The organism is Variovorax sp. UC74_104 (genome assembly GCF_044055375.1).
Taxonomy (GTDB): Bacteria; Pseudomonadota; Gammaproteobacteria; order Burkholderiales; family Burkholderiaceae_C; genus Variovorax.
Genome location: NZ_CP171978.1, coordinates 650,136 through 671,311 on the forward strand (window position 1 = coordinate 650,136; position 21,176 = coordinate 671,311).

17 protein-coding genes and 2 pseudogenes are annotated in these 21,176 nt (G+C 68.1%); 8 read left to right on the plus strand and 11 right to left on the minus strand.

What is annotated here, in order from left to right; all coding sequences use genetic code 11:
• The 8 genes and pseudogenes from ACHMXA_RS03205 to ACHMXA_RS03240 form a co-directional block, all read right to left on the minus strand.
• A complete protein-coding gene (locus ACHMXA_RS03205) occupies positions 1–378 on the minus strand; it encodes a DoxX-like family protein (protein WP_395318419.1) in 378 nt (125 codons plus the stop codon).
• Positions 375–881, minus strand: coding sequence for an SRPBCC family protein (locus ACHMXA_RS03210; protein WP_395318420.1), 507 nt, complete (start codon positions 879–881; stop codon positions 375–377). Before ACHMXA_RS03210 ends, ACHMXA_RS03205 begins: the two co-directional genes overlap by 4 nt.
• The gene (locus ACHMXA_RS03215; RefSeq protein ID WP_395318422.1) at positions 862–2,007 is read right to left on the minus strand and encodes a saccharopine dehydrogenase family protein; all 1,146 of its coding nucleotides are present in this window, start codon (positions 2,005–2,007) and stop codon (positions 862–864) included. Before ACHMXA_RS03215 ends, ACHMXA_RS03210 begins: the two co-directional genes overlap by 20 nt.
• Positions 2,004–3,650, minus strand: coding sequence for an FAD-dependent oxidoreductase (locus ACHMXA_RS03220; RefSeq protein WP_395318424.1), 1,647 nt, complete (start codon positions 3,648–3,650; stop codon positions 2,004–2,006). The genes ACHMXA_RS03215 and ACHMXA_RS03220 overlap by 4 nt, the downstream gene beginning before the upstream one ends.
• 7 nt (positions 3,651–3,657) lie before the next feature.
• A pseudogene (locus ACHMXA_RS03225) lies at positions 3,658–5,215 on the minus strand (polyamine aminopropyltransferase).
• A complete protein-coding gene (locus tag ACHMXA_RS03230; protein ID WP_019653703.1) occupies positions 5,212–5,430 on the minus strand; it encodes a DUF350 domain-containing protein in 219 nt (72 codons plus the stop codon). Before ACHMXA_RS03230 ends, ACHMXA_RS03225 begins: the two are co-directional and overlap by 4 nt.
• A 54-nt stretch (positions 5,431–5,484) precedes the next feature.
• Positions 5,485–6,966 (minus strand): DUF4178 domain-containing protein, encoded by a 1,482-nt coding sequence (locus tag ACHMXA_RS03235; protein ID WP_395318427.1) that lies wholly within the window; start codon positions 6,964–6,966, stop codon positions 5,485–5,487.
• A 106-nt stretch (positions 6,967–7,072) separates the two neighbouring features.
• Positions 7,073–8,125, minus strand: a complete 1,053-nt coding sequence (locus ACHMXA_RS03240; RefSeq protein WP_176665358.1) for an SPFH domain-containing protein — start codon at positions 8,123–8,125, stop codon at positions 7,073–7,075.
• Positions 8,126–8,305: 180 nt separating this feature from the next.
• On the opposite strand from ACHMXA_RS03240, the gene ACHMXA_RS03245 reads away from it, so the two are divergent.
• From ACHMXA_RS03245 to ACHMXA_RS03260, 4 genes are all read left to right on the plus strand, one after another.
• Positions 8,306–10,654 carry an NADP-dependent malic enzyme gene (locus tag ACHMXA_RS03245; RefSeq protein ID WP_395318429.1) on the plus strand — a complete coding sequence of 783 codons (2,349 nt, stop codon included), beginning with the start codon at positions 8,306–8,308 and terminating at the stop codon, positions 10,652–10,654.
• 182 nt (positions 10,655–10,836) lie between these two features.
• Complete coding sequence (locus tag ACHMXA_RS03250; RefSeq protein ID WP_176665360.1) at positions 10,837–11,250, plus strand: ribonuclease domain-containing protein; 414 nt, start codon at positions 10,837–10,839, stop codon at positions 11,248–11,250.
• Between the two features lie 50 nt (positions 11,251–11,300).
• Complete coding sequence (locus tag ACHMXA_RS03255) at positions 11,301–11,726, plus strand: barstar family protein (RefSeq protein ID WP_086011111.1); 426 nt, start codon at positions 11,301–11,303, stop codon at positions 11,724–11,726.
• The gene (locus tag ACHMXA_RS03260; RefSeq protein WP_176664992.1) at positions 11,705–11,938 is read left to right on the plus strand and encodes a hypothetical protein; all 234 of its coding nucleotides are present in this window, start codon (positions 11,705–11,707) and stop codon (positions 11,936–11,938) included. The genes ACHMXA_RS03255 and ACHMXA_RS03260 overlap by 22 nt, the downstream gene beginning before the upstream one ends.
• Before the next feature lie 66 nt (positions 11,939–12,004).
• On the opposite strand, the gene rsmA is transcribed toward ACHMXA_RS03260, so the two are convergent.
• The 3 genes from rsmA to ACHMXA_RS03275 all read right to left on the minus strand — a co-directional run bounded on the left by rsmA (position 12,005) and on the right by ACHMXA_RS03275 (position 16,930).
• Positions 12,005–12,775 (minus strand): 16S rRNA (adenine(1518)-N(6)/adenine(1519)-N(6))-dimethyltransferase RsmA, encoded by a 771-nt coding sequence (gene rsmA, locus ACHMXA_RS03265; protein WP_395318431.1) that lies wholly within the window; start codon positions 12,773–12,775, stop codon positions 12,005–12,007.
• A 138-nt stretch (positions 12,776–12,913) separates the two neighbouring features.
• Complete coding sequence (locus ACHMXA_RS03270) at positions 12,914–14,323, minus strand: peptidylprolyl isomerase (protein ID WP_395318433.1); 1,410 nt, start codon at positions 14,321–14,323, stop codon at positions 12,914–12,916.
• Positions 14,324–14,344: 21 nt separating this feature from the next.
• On the minus strand, positions 14,345–16,930 hold the full coding sequence (locus ACHMXA_RS03275) for an LPS-assembly protein LptD (protein ID WP_395318435.1): 2,586 nt from the start codon (positions 16,928–16,930) through the stop codon (positions 14,345–14,347).
• A 234-nt stretch (positions 16,931–17,164) separates the two neighbouring features.
• Here ACHMXA_RS03275 and ACHMXA_RS03280 point away from each other — a divergent pair, with 234 nt between their 5' ends.
• The 4 genes and pseudogenes from ACHMXA_RS03280 to ACHMXA_RS03295 all read left to right on the plus strand — a co-directional run bounded on the left by ACHMXA_RS03280 (position 17,165) and on the right by ACHMXA_RS03295 (position 21,113).
• Complete coding sequence (locus tag ACHMXA_RS03280; RefSeq protein ID WP_395318437.1) at positions 17,165–18,262, plus strand: aminoglycoside phosphotransferase family protein; 1,098 nt, start codon at positions 17,165–17,167, stop codon at positions 18,260–18,262.
• A gap of 69 nt (positions 18,263–18,331) precedes the next feature.
• Positions 18,332–19,055 (plus strand): annotated as a pseudogene (locus ACHMXA_RS03285) (16S rRNA (uracil(1498)-N(3))-methyltransferase).
• Between the two features lie 137 nt (positions 19,056–19,192).
• Complete coding sequence (locus tag ACHMXA_RS03290; RefSeq protein ID WP_395318439.1) at positions 19,193–20,551, plus strand: M20/M25/M40 family metallo-hydrolase; 1,359 nt, start codon at positions 19,193–19,195, stop codon at positions 20,549–20,551.
• A 100-nt stretch (positions 20,552–20,651) separates the two neighbouring features.
• Positions 20,652–21,113, plus strand: a complete 462-nt coding sequence (locus ACHMXA_RS03295) for a YidB family protein (protein ID WP_206169463.1) — start codon at positions 20,652–20,654, stop codon at positions 21,111–21,113.
• Positions 21,114–21,176: the final 63 nt, after the last annotated feature.

The following is a 21,176-nucleotide window of genomic DNA, read 5'->3' on the forward strand; positions in this document are numbered from 1 at the left end:
TCATGGTGCGGCGCGCCGGTACAGATGCCAGAGCAGCGCGGCGATCGGGATGTTCTTGAGCAGCGGACCGAGCGGATGCAGCCACAGGCCGGGCTGCAGCACCGTCGCCACCAGTGTCATGATGAGCATGAGGGCCAGGGCTGCCGCATAGCTGGCGCGCCCGGGCCACCGCCACAGCGCGATGCCGACCGCAAGATCGGCCGCCGCGCCGCCGACGATCAGCCCTTGCACCAGCCACTGCGGCGAGGCGATGCCGGCAGCGGCCAGCACCTGGCGGCTCTGGCCGTCCAGTTCGAAGATGCTGGCGATTGCGGTGAAGAGCCACACGGCGACAAGACTCAGGCGCAACAAGCGCTCCTCCGCAGCAGGATCTTTCACGTGGCGGAGCTCCCGTGCTCAGTGCGCTGCCACGCAACGACTTCATGCGCATGCGCAGCCAGGAACGCATGCATGCGCGCGAAGCGCCGGCGCGTCTGCCGTGCGAAGACCCACGCGACCACCGGCTCCAGCAGCCAGCGCAACGCCTGCGGGCCCGCCTCGATGGTGTAGACATAGATGAGAACCGAATGGCCCGGCTGCGCGTCGCGGTGCCGCATGGACGCGGCCCAGCGGCTGAAGGGAAAAGAGAGGCCGACCATCGAGGCCGCAGCCACATGCGGTCGGTCGAAGCTCACGAACCGTGTTCGCATCGACAAGCCGCGCAACCAGCCGTGGCCCGTGTTCTCCGTCTCGGCGCCGACAAACGGACAGGGCGCGCCGCCCACCACGCGGGCGTTGCCGACCAGTGAGTCCCAGCGTGCCCGCCACACGTGGTAATGGAAAGCGTCGAAGACCACGTCGGCAGGCGCCGGCATGTCGAATTCAAAACGCCGGTGCGCCATGGCCTGTCACTGCGATTGGCGCTTCTTCGACGATGTCGGTCACCATGCCCCAGCGCGCGAACTCCGGCTCGAACTCAGGCAGAGCCAGCAGGCCCATGCAGGCATGCGCACCGACGGGCAAGGTTGCGTTGCCGTTCGCGAGCCGGCGCGCCAGCAGGATCGCGGCCATGCATGGGATTTCCGGCCCATGGTTGTCGTCGGCCGCGATGTGCCAGGCGCGCCGCGCCGGCCGGCCCTGTGCATCGGTGCCGTCGACGCGCACGACCATGCCGCCCAGTGCCGTACCCAGCGCGTCGAACATGCCGCCGGTGGCATGCAGCAGGGACGCCAGCTTCTGCGGCGCCGGCAGCAGTCCCGCGCGGCGCATGAAGGCGAGGAAGGCGAAGGCGCGCTGCGTCAGTTCGACTTCGAGCGCGGCGCGGAACATCACCGACTGCACGCCTTCGTAGCGCGCCGGAAAGAGCTCCAGGTCGGGAATGTCGCAGAGCGCACCGCGGCGCGGCTTCATGCGCGCGAACTCCACCTTCGCCGGATCGGCCCAGCCGGGCATCTCGACCCAGCGGCCGCCTTGCCAGACGCGGATGGGCTCGCCGCAGTATGCGAGCACGCCGGCCAGCGTGGCCTCGCCGCGCGGCGCCCCCTGCGCGGGGGCGATGCAGATGTCGATGCTCCGGATGTCCTGCCAGCCGTCCGCGAGATGGTCGACCACGGCGGACGACAGTGCGGGCACGGTGCTGGCGCCGCTCACCGCAGTGCGGCCAGCGCGGCGAAAGGTGGCGTCCAAGGCAGCAGGAAAGTCGCACACGAAGCGGCGTCCGTCGGCCAGGTCGATGTAGTGCGCGCCCGCGGCAGCGACGGCCTGCGGCACGCGGTAGTCCTGGTTCTGGAAGGGCCCGGCGGTGTGGATCACGAGCTCCACGCCGAGGCCGCGCAGGGTGCCAGAGAGATCGGCAGCCTGCACGTCGATGCGCACGCCGCTCGCGGCCGCGTCCAGCGATGAGGCGAAGGCCGTGGCGCGCTGCGCATCGCGCCCCGCCACGAGCAGTTCGATACCGGGGCTGCCGGCCAGCGCGCGGCAGATGCGCGCGCCGAAGTTGCCGTAGCCGCCGAGCACCAGTGTCTTCATGCTGCCACCGCCGCGTCCGTTCCCGCGACATGCCCGCGCGTGAACGCCTCTTCGAAGATCGAATAGCCCGACCAGTCCGCGTGCGCAAACGACAGCCGGCCCGCCACCACGCTGCCGCGATGCTCGCCATCGGGCGCGCTGCGCTGCGGGCCGATCTGCGCCAGCAGGCCGGGCATGGGGATGGACATGGCGTGGCCGTAGCGAGTGATCTCGATGCGCGAGACCAGTGAAGGCAGATCAGGGTGCGGCACCGACAGCTCGGCGAGCAGGTCGTCGCGCCAGCCGGTCCAGGGGCGCTCCAGCAGCAGCTTGCGGCCGTCGACGGTGTCGTAGCCGCTCGGGCCCAGCGGGCGGTACCAGCTCAGCACCGTGCCGCGCGGCGTGGGGTCCAGCGCCTGGTGGCGCGCGTCCACGTAGCCGAGGCCCCTGGTGCCGTAGATCACGTTGTCCCAGCTCGGCGCGGCGCCCACGCGGTCGGCCAGCGGACCGCGCAGGTGGATGTTGGCCACCAGCCAGGGGGCGTAGCGCACGTGCGCGGCGGCGTTCTTCAGCACCTCGGGCGGGTTCTCGACCACGCGCGCGGCGATGAACACGGGCAGCGCGACGATGCAGCGCTCGGCCTGCCAGCGCACCATGGATTTCGACCCCGCATCCCACGCATCGATCTCGACGCCGTCGCGCACTTCCGCGATGCGCGTGACGATACTGCCGGTGCGCAGGCGCTCGCCGAGCGGCCTGGCGAGCTGCTTCGTGAGCCAGCCGTTGCCCTCGGGCCAAGTGAGGATGCCGTCGCGCTCGGGGCTCGAATCGTTGACGCTGCCCGTCGGATCTCCGGGCGCGTGGAAGCCGTGTCGGCTCGCGAAGTAATGGATGCCGGCCCAGGCCGACACCTGCCCGATGCCGGCGCCGTAGTCGTCGCGGCAGCAGTAGTCGAGGTACCAGCGCAGCTGCACATCGCCGAAGCCTTCGCCGTCGAGCCAGCTCTCGAAGCTGATGGCATCGAGCGCCAGCAGCTCGGGCGTGATGGCGACCTTGAGCGTCGGAATGGCGAAGTGCGCGGCGTGCTGCAGCGCGTCGATGCGCTGCGCGAACTTGCGGTACTGCGCGAGCGTGGCTTCGCCCACGCCGTGCACGGGCAGCAGCCCGTCCTGCCACTCGCCGTGGAAGAACAGGCGCTCCTGCGGGCTGTGGCACAGCGTGACCTCGTCGTATTCCCAGCGGCCCGCCACGCGGCGGCGCAGGCCGAGTTCCTCCAGCAGATCCTGCACCTCGCGCGCGTCGTCGCCAGGCACCGGCAGGTAGTGCGCGCCGAGCGGGCAGGCGATGCCGTTGACCACGCCGCCGCGCGCGTTGCCGCCGGCAGTGTCTTCCAGCTCGAGCAGCGCGAAGTCGTCGATGCCCGAAAGCCGCAGCGCGCGGGCAGCTGCGAGGCCCGCCACGCCGCCGCCGGCGATGACCACGCGCGTACGCTTCACCGTGGCAGGCGTCGTGCTCCCCAGGGCGTGGTCGCGCATCGCATGGCCCCGCGTGACGTCGATGCCGGTGAAGCCGCCCTCGATGGGCGGTGGCGGGGCCTCGCAGCCCGCGAGCGCCAGAGCACCCGCCGCGCCCGCAGCCACGCCGAGGAATTCGCGCCTTTGCATGACGGGGCTAGTGAGCCATGACCTTGCCCCACTCTTGCTCGTAAGTGGTGACCAGGATCTGGTTCGACAGCCGGTTCACTTCCGCCGGCACGCGCGCCATGTCGAGCGGAAAGTCGAACATCAGCGGCAGCGTGCTCGGGGATAGGAACCGCAGGCCCTGCGGCAGCGCATCGGGCATGCGGTAGGGCCTGCGGCTGGCGATGATGTAACCCCATTCGCCGAAGCTGGGAACGTGCGCGTGGTACGGCGTGGCGCGCAGGCCGACCGACTCGATGGTCGTCGCCACGGTCCAGTAGCTCTTGCGCGCCACCAGCGGCGAGGTGGTCTGGATCACCGCATAGCCGCTGGCCGACAGGCGCTTCTCGAGCAGCGCGTAGAAGCTGTTGGTGTAGAGCTTGCCGATGGCGAAGTTGGTCGGATCCGGAAAGTCGACCACGATCACGTCATACATGTCACCAGGCTGCTGCAGCCACTGGAAGGCATCGGTATTCACGATCTTCACCTTCGGCGAAGACAGCGAATGCCCGTTGAGCGCAGCCAGCGTCTCGTGCTCGGTGAAGAGCTTCGTCATGTTCGGATCGAGCTCCACCAGCGTGACCGATTCCACCGACGGGTACTTGAGGATCTCGCGCACCGCCATGCCGTCGCCGCCGCCGAGCACCGCAACCTTCTTGGGCGCGCCCTGCGCCACCATCACCGGATGCACCAGCGCCTCGTGGTAGCGGTATTCGTCGCGCTCGGCGAACTGCAGGTTGCCGTTGAGGAAGAGCCGGTGCCCCAGCAGCCCGCGCGTGACCACGATGCGCTGGTACGGCGAGGTGGCGCTGAAGACGATGCGGTCCTGATAGAACTTGTCTTCCGCCAGCGTGGTGATGTGGTTGGCCCCGACGAAGGCGCCCACCAGCGCCGCCAGCGCGAGAAAACAGGCCACGGCATGCGCGCCCACGCGGCGCAGCTCATGGCGGAACAGCCACAGCGCCCACACAGCCACGGCCGCGTTCATGAAGCCGAACAGCAGGCCGGTGCGGATCATGCCGAGCTGCGGCACCAGGATGAGCGGAAACGCCACCGACACGGCCAGCGCGCCGAGGTAGTCGAAGGTGAGGACCTGCGACACCAGGTTCTTGAGCACGATGTTGCGCTTCAGGATGCGCATCACCAGCGGGATCTTCGAGCCCCACCAGCGTGCCCACGACCATCACCAGGCCGTAGAGCAGCAGCCGGAACGCGCCCGGCACGTAGGCGTTGGCCAGGAACAGGACGGCCGGCAGCGCGCCGCCGATCAGCGCCACCAGCAGTTCGATGCGGAGGAAGTGCGCGGGCAGCTGCCGCTCGAAATAGCGCGAGAGCCACGAGCCCACGCCCATGGCGAACAGGTAGGTGCCGATGATGGTGCTGAACTGCAGCACCGAATCGCCCAGCAGGTAGGAGCTGAGCGCGGCCGCGGTGAGCTCGTAGACGAGTCCGCAGGCGGCGACCACGAACACGCTGGCGAGCAGCGCGATCTCGATCGGTTGCGGCCCCCGCGCGTCCGGGGTGCGCGCGGGCAGGGCCGCGTCGCTCAATGGATTGCAGCAGCCACGATGATGCTGATGCCGAGGCTCATCGCGGCAACCACCAGCCCCAGCGCCACGTTCTGCTTCTCGACGATCTCGCCCCACAGGTCGTAGGGCGTGATCTTGTCGATGATCAGGAAGCAGAGCCAGAAGATCACGACGCCGATCAGCGCGTACACGAGCGATCCGAGGACCACGCCCGGTTTCAGCCATTCAAATCCCATGGGGACCTCCAGTCGTAGCAGTAGTTAGAGAGAGCATCGCGCGCATCTTCGCCGTCATTTGTGGCCGCCGCCACTCGAGTAGCCGCCATACGAGCCGCCCGAGCTGCGATAGCCGGAGCCGCCGCTGCTGGAGCAGGTGCTCAGGATGATCAGCACGATGATGATCACGACGATGATGAGGATGATGGTGCCGCAGCCCAGCCCCGAGGCGGCGCTCACCGGCAGCGCGTCGGCGCGCTTGAACATGTCCTTGCGCGCATCGAGCTTGAAGGCGGTGGCGACCGCGCCGCTGTCGATCTTGCTGCCGGAGGACCACGTCAGCTCGTTGGCCGAGCGCTCCATCGACAGCAGCGCGCCGCCGTTGGCGAAGTCGCGGTTGAAGGTCTTCTGGCCGCGCTCGACCTGCCAGTAGAACTCGCCCGCCACGTAGGTGGTCTCGGCGTTGTAGGCGTATTGCTGCTGGTAGCGCTTGCCGAGGTAGGTGGCGGTGTTGCCGCTCTCGGCCATCACGGGCGCGCCGGTGGTCGGCTTGACCATGCTCCAGCCGTCCTCGGCGTCCACCAGGAAGCTGAAGCCGCGCTTGTTGTTGTAGAGCAGGTATTCGTCCCAGCCGAAGTGCTCGTCGTCGCCGGGCTCGCTGCCCATGCGGTGCTGGAAACCCACCACCTGCCACTGCGCGCCCTGCAGCTGACCCATGCTGCCCAGCGCGATGAGCGGGCGAACCGGCTCGTCCTGCGTGGCGTGCTTGAGCTCGCCGCCGATGCCCTGCGACAGGTCGATGATGCTGTTGCACGAGCCGCAGGTGATGCTCTTGCTGTCGGCGAGGTTGACCGTGACGGGCGAGCCGCAGTTGGGGCAGTTGAAGCTGCGGCCTTTTTCGTCCTTGGCGGATTCGGCGCGCAGGCCGGTGAGCTGGAGGTCTTCCAGCTGTACCGAGCGACCGAGATAGGCGCTGGGCTTGGCGGTGCCGTAGTCGATGCTGAGCACCAGCCCGCGGTCGTTGCGCAGCTCGACCATCGCGAACGGCCGGCCGAGTTCGGGCAGGTGCGGCAGTTCGCCCTGCGCCGAGGTCAGCGCCACCTGCTCGTTCGAAGTGACGGTGTAGCTCTGGCCGGCGAAGGCGCTGGTGGCGCCCACGCGCAGGTCGACAGGCGGGGGCGCGGCGCGCTGCAGGTCGAAGGGCAGCGCGAACACGTAGGCGCCGTTGTCCTCGCTGAGGATGGCGGTACGGTCGCCGTCGAGCGCGGCGATCCATTCGGTCCAGCGCCCGCCGGGATAGGTGTACTGCAGCCGGCCGATGAGCGTGAAGGGCTTGTCCTGGATCCGGCCGGCGGCGAACAGCTGCAGCGGGCTGAAGTCGTCGAACAGCTCCGCCATCTTGCCGGTGCGCGCGAGCGTGTCGCCCTGGCGCACTACGGTGCTCTGGCAGTAGGGACAGACCGCGTGCGTCGATTGCGCCGATCGGAATTCGACCGGCGCGCCGCAGCCGGGGCAGGGCGCTCGGTAGTAGCGTTGGTTGCCGGTTTCCTCAGCCATGGCGTCTCATCAGCCATGGCGCGGGCGGCCACGAGTCTTTCAAGCCAACGAGGCTTCCGACGCCCGTCGAAGGGGCGTCAGGCGCTGTGCGGAACATGGCGCCGCGTCAGACCAGCTTTTTGAGTAGTTCGGCCTTCTTGGCGTCGAACTCTTCCTGCGTGAGGATGCCCTTCGTCTTCAGCTCGCCGAGTTTTTCCAGCGTGGTCATCACATCGGCGGCGCTCACCACGGCCACCGCCGGTTGCTGCTGCTGCGCCGCAGCGGCGGCCGCCGCATTGGGGCTCAGGCCCTGCGCGAGGTTCTGCGCCAGCACCTGGCCGAGCGCCACGCCGGCACCCAGGCCCATCGCGTCGCCCGCGATGCCGCTGCCGCCGCCAGCCGCGCCCTCGGCGAACTTGGGAATGGCCTGCGCCGTCTGGTACTGCATGAACTTGCCCATGTCGTTGCCGACCATGCCCATGCCGATCTTCTGGTCGAGGATCTTCTGGAGCTCTTCGGGCAGCGAGACGTTCTGGACGGTGATGTTCTCGAGCTTGATGCCGATCTTCTCGAACTCGGGCACCAGCTGGGCGGCGAGCGCCTGGGCGAACTGGATCTGGTTGGCCGCGAGGTCCAGGAAGGGCACGCCGCTGGAGGCGATGGCGTTGCTGATGTTCTGCAGCACCAGGCCGCGCAGCTGGCCGTCGAGGTCGGCCACGGTGTAGGTGTCGCGCGTGCCGGAGATCTCGGTGTGGAAGGCCTTGGCATCGCCGATGCGGAAGGAGTAGTTGCCGAAGGCGCGCAGGCGCACGGCGCCGAAGTCCTTGTCGCGGATGGTGATCGGCTGGGGCGTGCCCCACTTCTGGTCGACCTGCTGGCGGGTGCTGAAGAAGTAGACGTCGCTCTTGAAGGGGGACTCGAACAGCTTGTCCCAGTTCTTCAGGTACGTGAGCACGGGCAGCGTCTGCGTCGTGAGCTTGTACATGCCGGGGCCGAACACGTCGGCCACCTTGCCCTCGTTGACGAAGACGGCGACCTGCGATTCGCGCACCGTGAGCGAGGCGCCGTTCTGGATTTCCATCTCCGCCATCGGGAAGCGCCAGGCCAGCGTGCCGTCGCCGGTCTCGGTCCACTGGATGATGTCGATGAACTGCTTCTTGATGAAATCCATCAGGGCCATGGTCGGTCGCTCCTCTTGAGGTTTTTTCAGGTTCTGTCCGAACTGCGCATATTGCCACACGGGCCCGGGAAAACACCCGTGCTATTGGTCATGGGAACCCCTGGCCATGCGGCCTAGGGCGTCATGCGCGAGGTCTACAATCGGCGCCCCCAGAAGAAGCGCCACCAGGAGCTACGGCACATGTCAGATTCGACCCCCTCGACCTCATCGACTCCCACGCCCGAAGACAAGCGCGCAGAACTGCGCCGTGCCGCCCTCGAGTACCACGAGTTTCCCGTTCCAGGCAAGGTCGCCATCGCGGCGACCAAGCAGATGATCAACCAGCGCGACCTGTCGCTGGCCTATTCGCCCGGCGTGGCGGCTCCCTGCGAGGAGATCGTCAAGGACCCGGCCAACGCATTCAAGTACACCTCCCGGGGCAACCTCGTGGCCGTCATCAGCAACGGCACCGCCGTGCTGGGCCTGGGCGACATCGGCCCGCTGGCCTCCAAGCCGGTGATGGAAGGCAAGGGCGTTCTCTTCAAGAAATTCGCGGGCGTCGACGTGTTCGACATCGAGATCGACGAGAAGGACCCGGCCAAGCTGGTGGACATCATTGCCTCGCTGGAGCCCACCTTCGGCGCCGTCAACCTCGAAGACATCAAGGCGCCGGACTGCTTCTACGTCGAGCGCGAGCTGCGCAAGCGCATGAAGATCCCGGTCTTCCACGACGACCAGCACGGCACGGCCATCACCGTGGCGGCCGCCATGGTCAACGGCCTGAAGGTGGCCGGCAAGAAGATCGAGGAGGTCAAGCTGGTCGCCTCGGGCGCGGGCGCCGCGGCGCTGGCCTGCCTGAACCTGCTGCTCAAGGTGGGCCTGAAGCGCGAGAACGTGTTCGTCACCGACCTGGCCGGCGTGGTCTACGAAGGCCGCACCGAGCTGATGGACGACGACAAGCGCCAGTTCATGCAGAAGACCGACGCGCGCACGCTCGGCGAGGTGATCGAGGGCGCCGACGTGTTCCTGGGCCTGTCGGCCGGCGGCGTGCTCAAGCCCGCCATGGTGGCCAAGATGGCCAAGCGCCCGGTGATCTTCGCGCTGGCCAACCCCAACCCCGAGATCGCTCCGGAAGACGCCCACGCGGTGCGCGACGACGTGATCATGGCCACCGGCCGCACCGACTACCCGAACCAGGTCAACAACGTCCTGTGCTTCCCGTACATCTTCCGCGGCGCGCTGGACTGCGGCGCGACGACGATCACCGACGAGATGGAGATCGCCGCGGTGCACGCCATCGCCGACCTGGCGCAGGCCGAGCAGAGCGAGCGCGTGGCCGCCGCCTACGTCGGTGAAAAGCTCAGCTTCGGCCCCGAATACCTGATTCCGAAGCCTTTCGACCCACGCCTGATGATGAAGATCGCGCCGGCCGTGGCCAAGGCGGCCGAGGAAAGCGGCGTGGCGCAGCGCCCCATCAAGGACATGGACGCCTACCGCGACAAGCTGCAGAGCTTCGTCTACGCCTCGGGCACCACGATGAAGCCCATCTTCGACGCCGCCCGGCGCGCCAGCAAGAAGCGCGTGGCCTACTCGGAAGGCGAGGAAGAGCGCGTGCTGCGCGCGGCCCAGATCGTGGTGGACGAGGGCGTGGCGCGCCCGACGCTCATCGGCCGCCCGGCCATCATTGCCCAGCGCATCGAGAAATTCGGCCTGCGCCTGAAGGAGGAGCTGGACTACGACGTGGTCAACGTCGAGCAGGACCATCGCTACCGCGAGTTCTGGCAGACCTACCACCGCATGACCGAGCGCAAGGGCGTGACGGTGCAGGTCGCCAAGATCGAGATGCGTCGCCGCCTGACGCTGATCGGCTCGATGCTGCTGCACAAGGGCGAGGTCGACGGCCTGATCTGCGGCACCTGGGGCACCACCGCCAACCACCTGCACTACATCGACCAGGTGATCGGCAAGCGCCCCGGCGGCTGCGAAAGCACCCCGCAGGACGTGCCGGTGTACGCCTGCATGAACGGCCTGCTGCTGCCCGACCGCCAGGTGTTCCTGGTCGACACGCACGTCAACTACGACCCCTCGCCCGAGGAGCTGGCCGAGATCACCACCATGGCGGCCGAGGAAATGATGCGCTTCGGCCTGAAGCCGAAGGCGGCGCTGCTGTCGCACTCCAACTTCGGCACCAGCAACGGCCCCAGCGCCATCAAGATGCGCCGCACGCTCGACCTGCTGCGCGTGCAGGCGCCCTGGCTCGAGGTGGACGGCGAAATGCACGGCGACGTGGCGCTCGACAGCAAGCAGCGCGCGGTCGTCATGCCGCACAGCGCGCTGGCGGGCGACGCCAATCTGCTGGTTTTTCCCAACATCGACGCGGCCAATATTTCCTACAACCTGCTCAAGACGGCGGCGGGCGGCAACATCGCGATCGGCCCGGTCCTGCTCGGTGCGGCCAAACCTGTGCATATTCTCACGGCGAGCGCGACTGTTCGGCGCATCGTGAACATGACAGCCTTGACAGTCGCCGACGCAAACGCGGAGAGATAGGCCATTTGGCGAGAGTGGCCGCCAACTTAAAAAGCCATTCGATACCCCTGGCGACTGCTCAAACTTTGGGCAGTCGCTTGCTATTTTCGCCAGCGTGGTGCACACTCGCGGGCTTGAATTTGCGGGTTAACCCCGACGTTGATCGCCAATTCGAACCCCCCGCTCTTTTCTTGTGGTGCCCCATGGCGGCTTACGCCTCGATCACGTCCTCTGTCACAAAGTTTGCGCTCACCAGTCTGATGCTGGTCGCGTTGACGACGGGGGCCGAGGCCCGCGGATGGTTCGGCGCCGGAAAAACGTCCGCCGAGGAAACGATCGCGCTGTCCGAGCTGCCGGCGCAGGGCCAGCAGACCTACCGCGCCATCCTCGATGGCGGCCCTTTCAGGTACGACAAGGACGGCACGGTGTTCGGCAATCGCGAGCGTCTTCTGCCGCCGGCACGCCGCGGCCACTACCGTGAATACACGGTGACGACGCCCGGTTCGCGCAACCGTGGTGCAAGGCGGATCGTCTGCGGCGGCGAGCAGCGCACCGCGCCCGAGGCCTGCTGGTACACCGCAGACCACTACGCGAGCTTCAGACGGATTGCGCCATGAGCGATGAAAACGACCTGAGCGGCGCCTCGAAGCGCCCCGACGAAATGATGATGACTATGGAAAGACCAGCGGAGATGACCTTATCCCTTCGTGCCGTACGCCCGAACATCGTGCAATCGATCCGCGCGTTCCGCGTGAACGACCTGCAGGACGCAGCCAACGCGGCCGGCCAGCACTTCCTGTACGCCAACCTGGGCAACGCCCAGACCAAGCAGGACGTGCTCGACCTGATCGCCCAGCAGTTCACGTTCCCGGCCCACTTCGGGAAGAACTTCGACGCGCTGTACGACTGCATGACCGACCCGTTGCATAAATCGGGCCCGCAGCCGGGATTCGTCATCGTGCTGGAGCAGATCCCCGCCAACGCCAAGTTCGACAAGGAAGCCCGCGAGCAGCTGCTCGACATCTTCCGCGACGCCTCGGACTACTGGGGCGACCGCAAGGTCCCGTTCCGGTGCTTCTATTCTTTTCTGTAGCCCGTTCTGCATCCACCAGCCAAGCAGAACGGGCGAACGAGGCTCAACCGAACGTTGAAACCCTCGATGGCATCGAAGTGAACACCGCGGCAGCCGCCGCTGCCGAGCCGGCCGGCGAAAAGATGCCGACCGACAAACTGGTCGACGTTTCGCCCCTGGCGCTGCGCATGAGCAGCCCCTTCAACGCAGGTTACTGGCTCGCCGCCGCCTGACGAGAAGAAAAGAAGCCGGCAAGCCTGCCGGCCGACAAACAAAAAGCGCGCCGACGGCGCGCTTTTTCATCGGGGCAGGGCCTGGGCCAGCGCCACGTATTCGGCCACCGGCACTTCCTCGGCCCGCCGCTGGGTGTCGAAGTCGCCGGCGAAGCCCTTCTCCTGCAGCCACTTGCCCAGCGTGTGGCGCAGCAGCTTGCGGCGCTGGCTGAAGGCCACCTGTACGATCTCGCCCAGGAGCTGCGCATCGACCGCCGGCGGCACCGCCAGCGGCACCATCCGCACCACCGCGCTGTCCACGCGCGGCGGCGGGTCGAAGCTCTCCGGCGGCACGAACAGCACGTTCTCCATCTCGTAGCGCCACTGCAGCATCACGCTCAGGCGGCTGTAGTCCGAGGTGGCGGGCTTCGCCACCATGCGGTCGATCACTTCCTTCTGCAGCATGAAATGCTGGTCGGCGACCAGATGGGCGCAGCCAAGCAGATGGAACAGGATCGGCGTGGAGATGTTGTAGGGCAGGTTGCCGACCACGCGCAGCGGCTTGCCGGCCGGGAACCTCGCGGCCAGTTCGGCGAAATCGACCTTGAGCACATCGGACTCGACCACGTCGAGCTGCGGATGCTCGCGCAGTCGCTTGGCGAGGTCGCGGTCGAGTTCGATCACGGTGAGGCGGCCCAGCCGCTCCACCAGCGGCTGCGTCAGCGCCGCGAGCCCCGGCCCGATCTCGACCATGGCGTCGCCCGGCTGCGGCGCGATCTCGCGCACGATCGCATCGATGATCCCGCCGTCGGACAGGAAATGCTGCCCGAACCGCTTCCTCGCGATGTGCTGAGCCATGCCGTCAAACCACCATCGACGTGAAAGGGATGCCGTGCCAGAAACACCGCGGAGCCGGCTTTGCCGGGCCGCTGGTGTTGCCCCCTGCAAGGGGGTTGGCAAAGCGACACGAAGTGCGCGCAGCCTGGGGGTGTGCCATCAGGACTGCGGGGGGTCGCGGTATTCGACGTAGGCGCGCGCGCGCACTTCCTGCACCCAGGTGGTGAAGGCCTCTTCCACGCGCTGTTCGCGCAGCGCGGCGCGCGCGGCTTCGCGCTGTTCCGACTGGCTGAGCTTGGAATCGCGGCGGCCCACCACCTGGATCAGGTGCACGCCGAAGCGCGACACCACGGGATCGCTGATCTGGCCCGGCGAGAGCCGGTCCATGGCTTCCTCGAACTCGGGCACGAACTGGCCCGGGCGCGACCAGCCGAGGTCGCCGCCCTGCTTGGCGCTGCCGTCCTGCGAGTTGTCGCGGGCGAGGCCGGCGAAGTCGGCCGTGCCGGCCTGGATGCGGCGCTTGAATTCGGCCAGCTGCGCCACCGCCTGCGCCGTGGTGCGCTTGGGGTCGTTGAGTAGCAGGATGTGGCGCACCTGGGTCTGGGTCACGGTGGCGTCGCCCGATCCGATCTGGGCCTTGGCCAGCACCTTGAGCACGTGGAAGCCAGCGCTGGAGCGCACCGGCCCGGCGATGCCGTTCACGGCGGTCGACTGCGTGGCCTCGACGAACAGCGACGGATAGCGGTCGGCGCTGCGCATGCCGATGGCGCCGCCGTTGCCGCGGTCGGGCGAATCGGAGTTCTCGCGCACCAGCTTGGCGAAGTCTTCGCCGGAACGGGCGCGCTGGGCGATGTCCTGCGCCTTCTTCTGCGCGGCGGCCACCTGCGCGTCGGTGGCGTTCTCGGGAACGGCCACCAGCACCTGCGCGAGGTTCAGGTTCTCGAGCGCAGCGTTCTTGACGGAGGTGTTGCGCTGGTCGCGCAGGTATTCGTCGGCCTCGGCGTCGCTGATCTTGACCTTCGCCTCGACCTCGCGGTCGCGCAGGCGCGTGAGCAGCAGCTGGTCGCGCAGGTCGTTGCGGAAATCCTGCTGCGCGATGCCTTCGGCAGCCACGCGGCGGCGCAGCTCGACCAGGCTGATCTCGTTCTGGCGCGCCACGGTCTGCTCGGCCTGGTCGATGGCCACTTCGTCGACCTTGATGCCGTTTTCCTTGGCGAGCTGCAGCTGCGCGCGCTCGGTGATCAGCCGTTCCAGCACGAGCCGCGTGAGCTCGCCGCGGGGAACGCGCTCGGCGTCGGGGTTCTCCTTGATCAGCCGCGACACGCGCGACTGCACGTCGGTGTTGGTGATCGGCTCCGAGTTGACCAGCGCGACGATGAACTCGGCCGAGCGCTGCACGGGCGGCGCCGCGGGAGCGGCGGCGGAGGGGCGCGCCGCCGGCGGGCCCAGGCGCGGGCCGGCGCGCATGATGTCGGTGATGCCGGTACCGGGACGATAGCCCTGCGCACCCGCGGTGGCGGCGATTGCCGCGAGACAGCCCAGGGTCATGATGGAACGGATGTGTTTCATGGCGTCGCTCAGTCAGTCGTCTCAGTCGTAGTTGGTGAAGCGGCTCGGCGCTTCGCCCGGTTGGCGCAGGGGTTCGTAGCGCTGGATGTTCTGCCGCAGGGTCTGCATGGGGCTCGAGCCGATGCTGGAGAAACCCACGAATTCGAGCTGGAACATGATGCGGGTGTTCGCCGTCACTAGGCCCGTGGTGGTGCGCTGCAGCACCACGCGCCCGATCCAGCAGCAGCCGTCGTACTCGAAGCCGAGCACGCCGTCGGTGAGCTTCTTGTCCTGCAGGCTGTAGTTGAGCCGGCCGACCGCATACCAGCGGCCGCCGCCCTGGCCCTTGCCGGGGCCGAGGTTCTTGCCTTTGTCGCCCCACAGGTCGTTGAGCGGCCACTGCCAGCCCACGTCGATCGACTTGTTGCCGTCGGTCGCCGTCGGGGTGCTGGGCGCCTGGTAGCGGAAGGCCGCGCTCAGGTTGTGGTACGGCTCGGGGTTGTAGCGCGCGCTGATGGCCGAGCGCTCCGACTTGCGGGTGTCGGGGTTGTACTGGACGAGGGTGTCCAGGCTCCACTTGGGCGTCCAGTTGATCGTGGCGCCCAGCAGCAGGTCGCTCGCGCGGTCGGTCACCGGCGTGCCGCCCGGCAGCGTGACCTTCTGGTCGCTGAAGCGCAGCCGCTGCGCGATGCCGAAGCGCGCGGCTTCGGCGCCGGTATCGGGGTCGATCAGGCGGGAGGTCACGCCCAGCGTGAGCGCGTTGGTGTCGGAGACGCGGTCGCCGCCGGAGAACGCGTTCTCGGTGTAGATGGTCGCGAAGCTGAAGTCGTTGGCCGCCGAGTCGTAGTTCGGCAGCATGCTCTGGTTGCGGTACGGCGTGTAGACGTAGTACGCGCGCGGCTCCAGCGTCTGGCGGAAGGCGCGGCCGAAGTAGCTGGCGTCGCGCTCGAAGGTCAGGCCGCTGTCGAGGCTGAAGGTCGGCACCGTCCGGTTGCTGGACGTCGGGAAGAAGTACAGCGAATTCGGGTTGTAGACCTGTCCGTTGACGTACTGCACGCCGTTGAGCGTGAGCTTCGGAATGTCGGACTGCGGCACGTAGTAGTTGTACGAGGCCGCGTTCAGGATCAGCTTCGGGATGACGTACGTGCTCGGCGTGATGAAGGGCCGGCTGATCGTCGCTACCGCCATCGCGCGGTCGCCGTCGGGCTGCGACTGCTGGTTGAAGTCGTAGCCGAGCTGCGTCGACGAGAGCCTGTTCACGCGGAAGCGCGTGTAGTCCAGGTTCAGCGCGACGTCGAAGCCATGCCAGTCGTACTTGTTGTAGTTGGCCGTGATCTGCGGCATCCGGTCGTACGCGGGCACGATCGGCGACAGGTTGTACTGCAGGTTCTGGTACTTCAGCGCCCGGACCATGCCGCTCCAGTCGCCCTTGCTCCAGTTGAGCGACGCGTCGTTGGGCAGCTGGCGCTGCGCGAGCGAGGGCGTGCGGGTGAAGTCGCGCCAGTAGTCGTCGTCGCTCACCCGGTTGATGTTGATGTTGGCCGACAGCGAATCGAGGCCCAGCGCCTTGGCGTCGAAATCCTGGTGGTGGTTGAGCCACAGGCCCCAGCGCCGGGTGTTCTTGGGTGCGGGGGTCAGGCTGCTGGCGGTGATCTGCCCGTTGATCAGCTGCTGGAGCTGGCTGGCGCGCAGTTCGTTGTAGCGGTCGCCCACGAGGCGGTCGCTGCCCATCAGGTCGAAGCGGACGGTTCCCTTGTATTCCTTCTCGAGGTAGCGGAACTCGTTGCTGAAATTGATGCCGCGCTTGCTCATGAGCGTCGGCGTGAACGTGGCGTCGCGGTTCGGCGCGATGTTCCAGTAGTACGGCTGCGCGATCTCGATGCCGTTGGTGTTGTCGATGCCGACGGTCGGCGGCAGCAGGCCGCTCTTGCGGTCGTTCGACAGCGGGAAGCTCACGCTCGGAATGGGCGGCGTCGTGATGCCCATGAAGCTCAGGCGCGCGTTCTTCGCCATGCCCTCGTTCTCCTCGGTGTCGGTGGTGATCGAGGCCGCGGTCAGCAGCCAGGCGGGCATCCAGCCGGGGAAGTCCTCGCGGCGGCAGGTGGTGTAGGTGGCTTCGCGGGCGATCGACACGTTGGCGTCGACGAAGTCGATGCGCTTGGCCTCGCCGTGCGCCTCGTTCGCGAGGAACTTGTAGCGCACGTTGTTGAAGAAGCCCTCGAAGGTCTCGAGCTTGAGCTGCAGCTCGGGGCCTTCATAGATGTTGCCGGCCTGGTTGACCCGCACGTTGCCGGTGGCCTTGGCGCGGTCGTCGGGCTGGTAGTACTCGAGCCGGTCGGCGGTGATGGACACAGCGCCGCGGCGCAGCGTGGCGTTGCCCTCGACCACGGTCTCGAGGTCGGGCCGGCCGGAAATGCGGTCGCCGGTGACCAGGCTGGGCATCTGGCTGCGGTCGGCGGGCGTCAGGGTCTCGGTCAGCAGCGGCGTGCGCTTCAGCGTGAGCGGCCCCTCGAGATTGCCGGCCGGCTGCGCGGACGCGCCGTGCGCGTGCATCAGCGCCAGCGACAGGACTGCCAGCGGCAGCGGCGGCGGGCCGGAGCGCCGCGGGACGACACGACGTCGGCTCATCAGGCCTCCCGCCCGGCCATTCCGAGGGAAGCCGGCGACTCTCCCATGGAGAGCAGCGAGCGCACAAGGTGCCAAGCGTGGGGGCTTTGGGTCGTAGGCATCGGTTCGGAACGAAAGGTCGTCGGGGACGGCGCGGCAGGCCGGCGGGTTGCAGGGGCCGGCGGCGATCCGCATCGGCCGGGGGCCGGCCAAGGGGGATTGCCGCGCCAGGCGGATTTGTAGAATCGATTATCCATGACAGCACCCCCGCCCCCGGCCGCATTGGCCCCAAGCCTCGCCGAACCCATTTCCTGGACCGATCCGCAGCGAGCCGAGGTGTTCAGGGCCTGGCTGGCGGCCGTCGCGCCCGCCCACCGGCTGCTGCCCGAGACCGTGCGCCTGGCCTCCGCCGACGCGAGCTTCCGGCGCTACTTCCGCCTCGACACCACCGACCCGGCCGCGCCCACGCGCATCGTGATGGACGCCCCGCCCGACAAGGAAAACAGCGCCCCCTTCGTCCAGGTGGCGCAGCTGATGGCCACCGCCGGCGTGCTCGCTCCCACGGTGCTCGAATGGGACAAGCCCAACGGCTTCCTCCTGCTCGACGACCTGGGCCGCCAGACCATGCTGGACGTGATCGACCCGGCCGACCCGCGCGCCGCCCGCCCGCTCTACGACCAGGCCATCGACGCGCTGATCCGCTGGCAGCTGTCCTCGAAGCCCGGCGTGCTGCCGCCCTACGACCGGGCGCTGCTGGAGCGCGAACTGTCCCTCTTCCCCGAGTGGTACATCGGCCGCCACCGCGGCATCGCCGTCGAGGGCAAGCTGAAGGAACGGCTCGACCGCAGCTTCAAGCTGATCGTCGAGAACAACCTCGCATCGCCCAGCGTCTACGTGCACCGCGACTTCATGCCGCGCAATCTGATGACAGGGAATGCGGCGGGCCTGGGCGTGCTCGACTTCCAGGACGCCGTCTACGGCCCCGTCACCTACGACATCGCCAGCCTGATGCGCGATGCCTTCCTGAGCTGGGACGAGGAGTTCGTGCTCGACGTGACCGTGCGCTACTGGCAGGCGGCGCGCAAGGCGGGACTGCCGGTCGACGAGGACTTCGGCGCCTTCTACCGCGCGGTCGAATGGATGGGCCTGCAGCGCCACCTGAAGGTGGCCGGCATCTTCGCGCGCCTCACGCTGCGCGACGGCAAGCCCAGGTACCTGGCCGACACGCCGCGCTTCATTGCCTACATCCGCGCCACTGCCAGCCGCTACACCGAGCTGACGCCGCTCTCGCGCGCTATCGACGAGGTCGAGGGCAATTCGGCCATCACGGGCTTCGCCTACGGCCGTGTCTGAAGGGAAACTGAAAAAGCACCACGCTGTGACGCCCGCGCAACGGTCGTTTGCAGCTATCGATTCCGTAGCATGCCGCGCTTTCACTGCTCCGTGCCCCTGAGCGCCGGCGCCAGCCTCGCGCTGCCGTCCGGTGCCGCCCGCCATGTGCAGGTGCTGCGGATGCAGCCCGGCGACGCGCTCACGCTGTTCGACGGCACGGGCGGCGAGTACGCGGCCACGGTCGAGCGCATGGGCCGCAGCGACGTCTCGGTGACGGTCGGCGCGCACCTCGCCGTGGAGCGCGAGGCGCCGCGTGCCGTGCACCTCGCGGTCGGCATGCCGGCGAACGAGCGCATGGACTGGCTGGTCGAGAAAGCCACCGAGCTCGGCGTGGCGAGCATCCAGCCGCTGGCCACGGCCCACGGCGTGCTGCGCCTGGCGGGCGAGCGCGCCGAGAAGAAGCGGGCGCACTGGGAAGCCATCGCGATCGCGGCCTGCGAACAGTGCGGACGCAACCGCGTGCCGGCGATCCACCCGGTGCAGTCCTTTTCCGCCTGGCTCGAAGCGCAGGGCGGCCCCGGCGCCCCGGCCGCGCGCCTCGTGCTGAGCCTCGCCGAGGGCACGCGAAGCCTCGCCGGCATGACCACGGACGGGCAGGGCGTGACCGTGCTGAGCGGCCCGGAAGGCGGCCTGAGCGCCGCCGAGGAGCAGCAGGCCATCGCGCGCGGCTTCGCTCCCGTCACCCTGGGCGCGCGCGTGCTGCGCGCCGAAAACGGCGGCGCTGGCCGCGCTGGTGTCCCTGGCCGGCCTCTAGCGGCCTCTAGCGAGCGTCCAGCCGCCGGACCGAAAGACCCGGAACGCCGTTCCGGTGAGTGTTTTCCGCAACGCGCGCGCGGAAAGCCTGGGAAACAATCGTTACTCCTTTAAAACAAAAGAAGGACTTCCGAGCCCATGCCCAAGTCGACCGGTCCGCTGCGCCTTGCTCCCCTGGTTCTTGCGGCGCTGCTGTGCGCCACGCAGGGCGCGCTCGCCCAGAGCACGGCCGTCGCACCGACGCCCGCCCAGGTCAGCCCGGAGGTCGACCGCGCCTACACCCAACTGATGGCCTCGCCCGCGATCCAGAAGCTGCTGGACGCGGTGAAGGCCGACCACGAGCGCTCGGTGGAAGACCTGAAGATGCTCACCGAGATCGAGGCGCCGCCCTTCAAGGAGCAGAAGCGCGCCGAGGCCTTCCTCGCGCGCATGAAGGCCTTCGGCCTGACAAGCGCGAAGATCGATGCCGAAGGCAACGTGGTCGGCGTGCGCAAGGGCACGGGTGGCGGCCCGAAGCTGCTGGTCTCGGCCCACCTCGACACCGTGTTCCCCGCCGGCACCGACGTGAAGGTGAAGGAGCGCGACGGCCGCCTCCACGCACCGGGCATCGCCGACGACACGCGCGGCCTCGCGGTGCTGCTGTCGTGGCTCAAGGTGCTCAACGACAACAAGGTGCAGACGGTGGGCGACCTGATGTTCGTCGCCAACGTCGGCGAGGAAGAGCTCGGCAACCTGCGCGGCATGAAGGCGATCTTCCGCGACCACCTCGACATCGACGGCATGGTGGGGCTCGAGCCCTCGGCGCCCGGCTCGGTGCTGGTGCTGGGCACCGCGAGCCATCGCTACGAGGTCACGTTCCAGGGGCCGGGCGGGCACAGCTTCGGCGCCTTCGGCCTCGTGCCCAGCGCCATCCACGGCATGGGCCGCGCCATCGCGAAGATCGCCGACATCCGCACGCCGAGCTTCCCGAAGACGACGTTCACCGTCGGCACCGTGGGCGGCGGCACTTCGGTCAACACCATCGCGCCCGATGCGCGCATGGCCATCGACATCCGCTCGGACGACATGGGCTCGCTGCTGGAGACCGAGAAGAAGATCCTCGCCGCCATCGACGAAGCCGTGGCCGAGGAGAACAAGCGCTGGAACGTGAGCACTCTGGGAGCGAGCGTCAGGCTCATCGGCGAGCGCCCCGGCGGCCGCACGCCGTCCGACTCGGCGATCGTCGAGGCCGCGGTCCGCTCGAACGCCGCCTTCGGCCACAGGACGCTGCTGCGCGGCGGCAGCACCGATGCCAACGTGCCGATCTCGATGGGCGTGCCGGCCATCATCGTGGGCGGCGGCGGCAAGGCCTCCGGATTCCATTCGCTGAACGAGTCCATTGACATGACAGATGCATGGAAAGGCGCGCAGAATTCGCTCGTCACCGTGCTCGGCCTGGTGGGCGTGCAGGGGGTCAGCCCCGCGTTGCTGGCCAAACGGACGGCGCGTACCAAGTAATTTGTCACGTTGCCAGTTCGAAAGTGGCGTGCCACTTTCGACTTACGGTCCGCGGCATTTAACAATGTTGGCGGTTCTGTCACACACCAAGGAAACAGCCATGGGATTGCTCGATTCGGTACTCGGTCAGGTGCTCGGAGGCGCTGCGCAACAGCAGCAGCCGCAAGGTGGAGGCCTCGGCGGCTTGGGTGATCTGGGAGGCCTGGCCGGCGCGCTGGGCGGCCTGCTCGCCAACAACGGCAGCGTGGGCGGCCTCGGCGGCCTGGTCTCGAAGTTCGAGCAGGCCGGCATGGGCGACGTCATCGGCTCGTGGATCGGCAAGGGAGAAAACCAGCCCGTCTCGGGCGACCAGCTGCAGAACGCACTGGGCAGCGACACCATCGCGAGCATCGCGTCCAAGCTCGGCATCAACGCGCAGACGCTGCTGCCGATGCTGGCCACCATGCTGCCGGCGCTCATCGACCAGCTCACGCCGCACGGCAAGATCCCCGACCAGGGGCTGGGCAACCATGACGACCTGCTGGGCTCGCTCAGCGGTCTGCTGCAAGGCAAGCAGTCCTGAACCGGACTGCCTTCTCCAGCGTTCGAGCGCCCGCGAGGGCGCTTTTTTTTGGTCCGCGCGTGT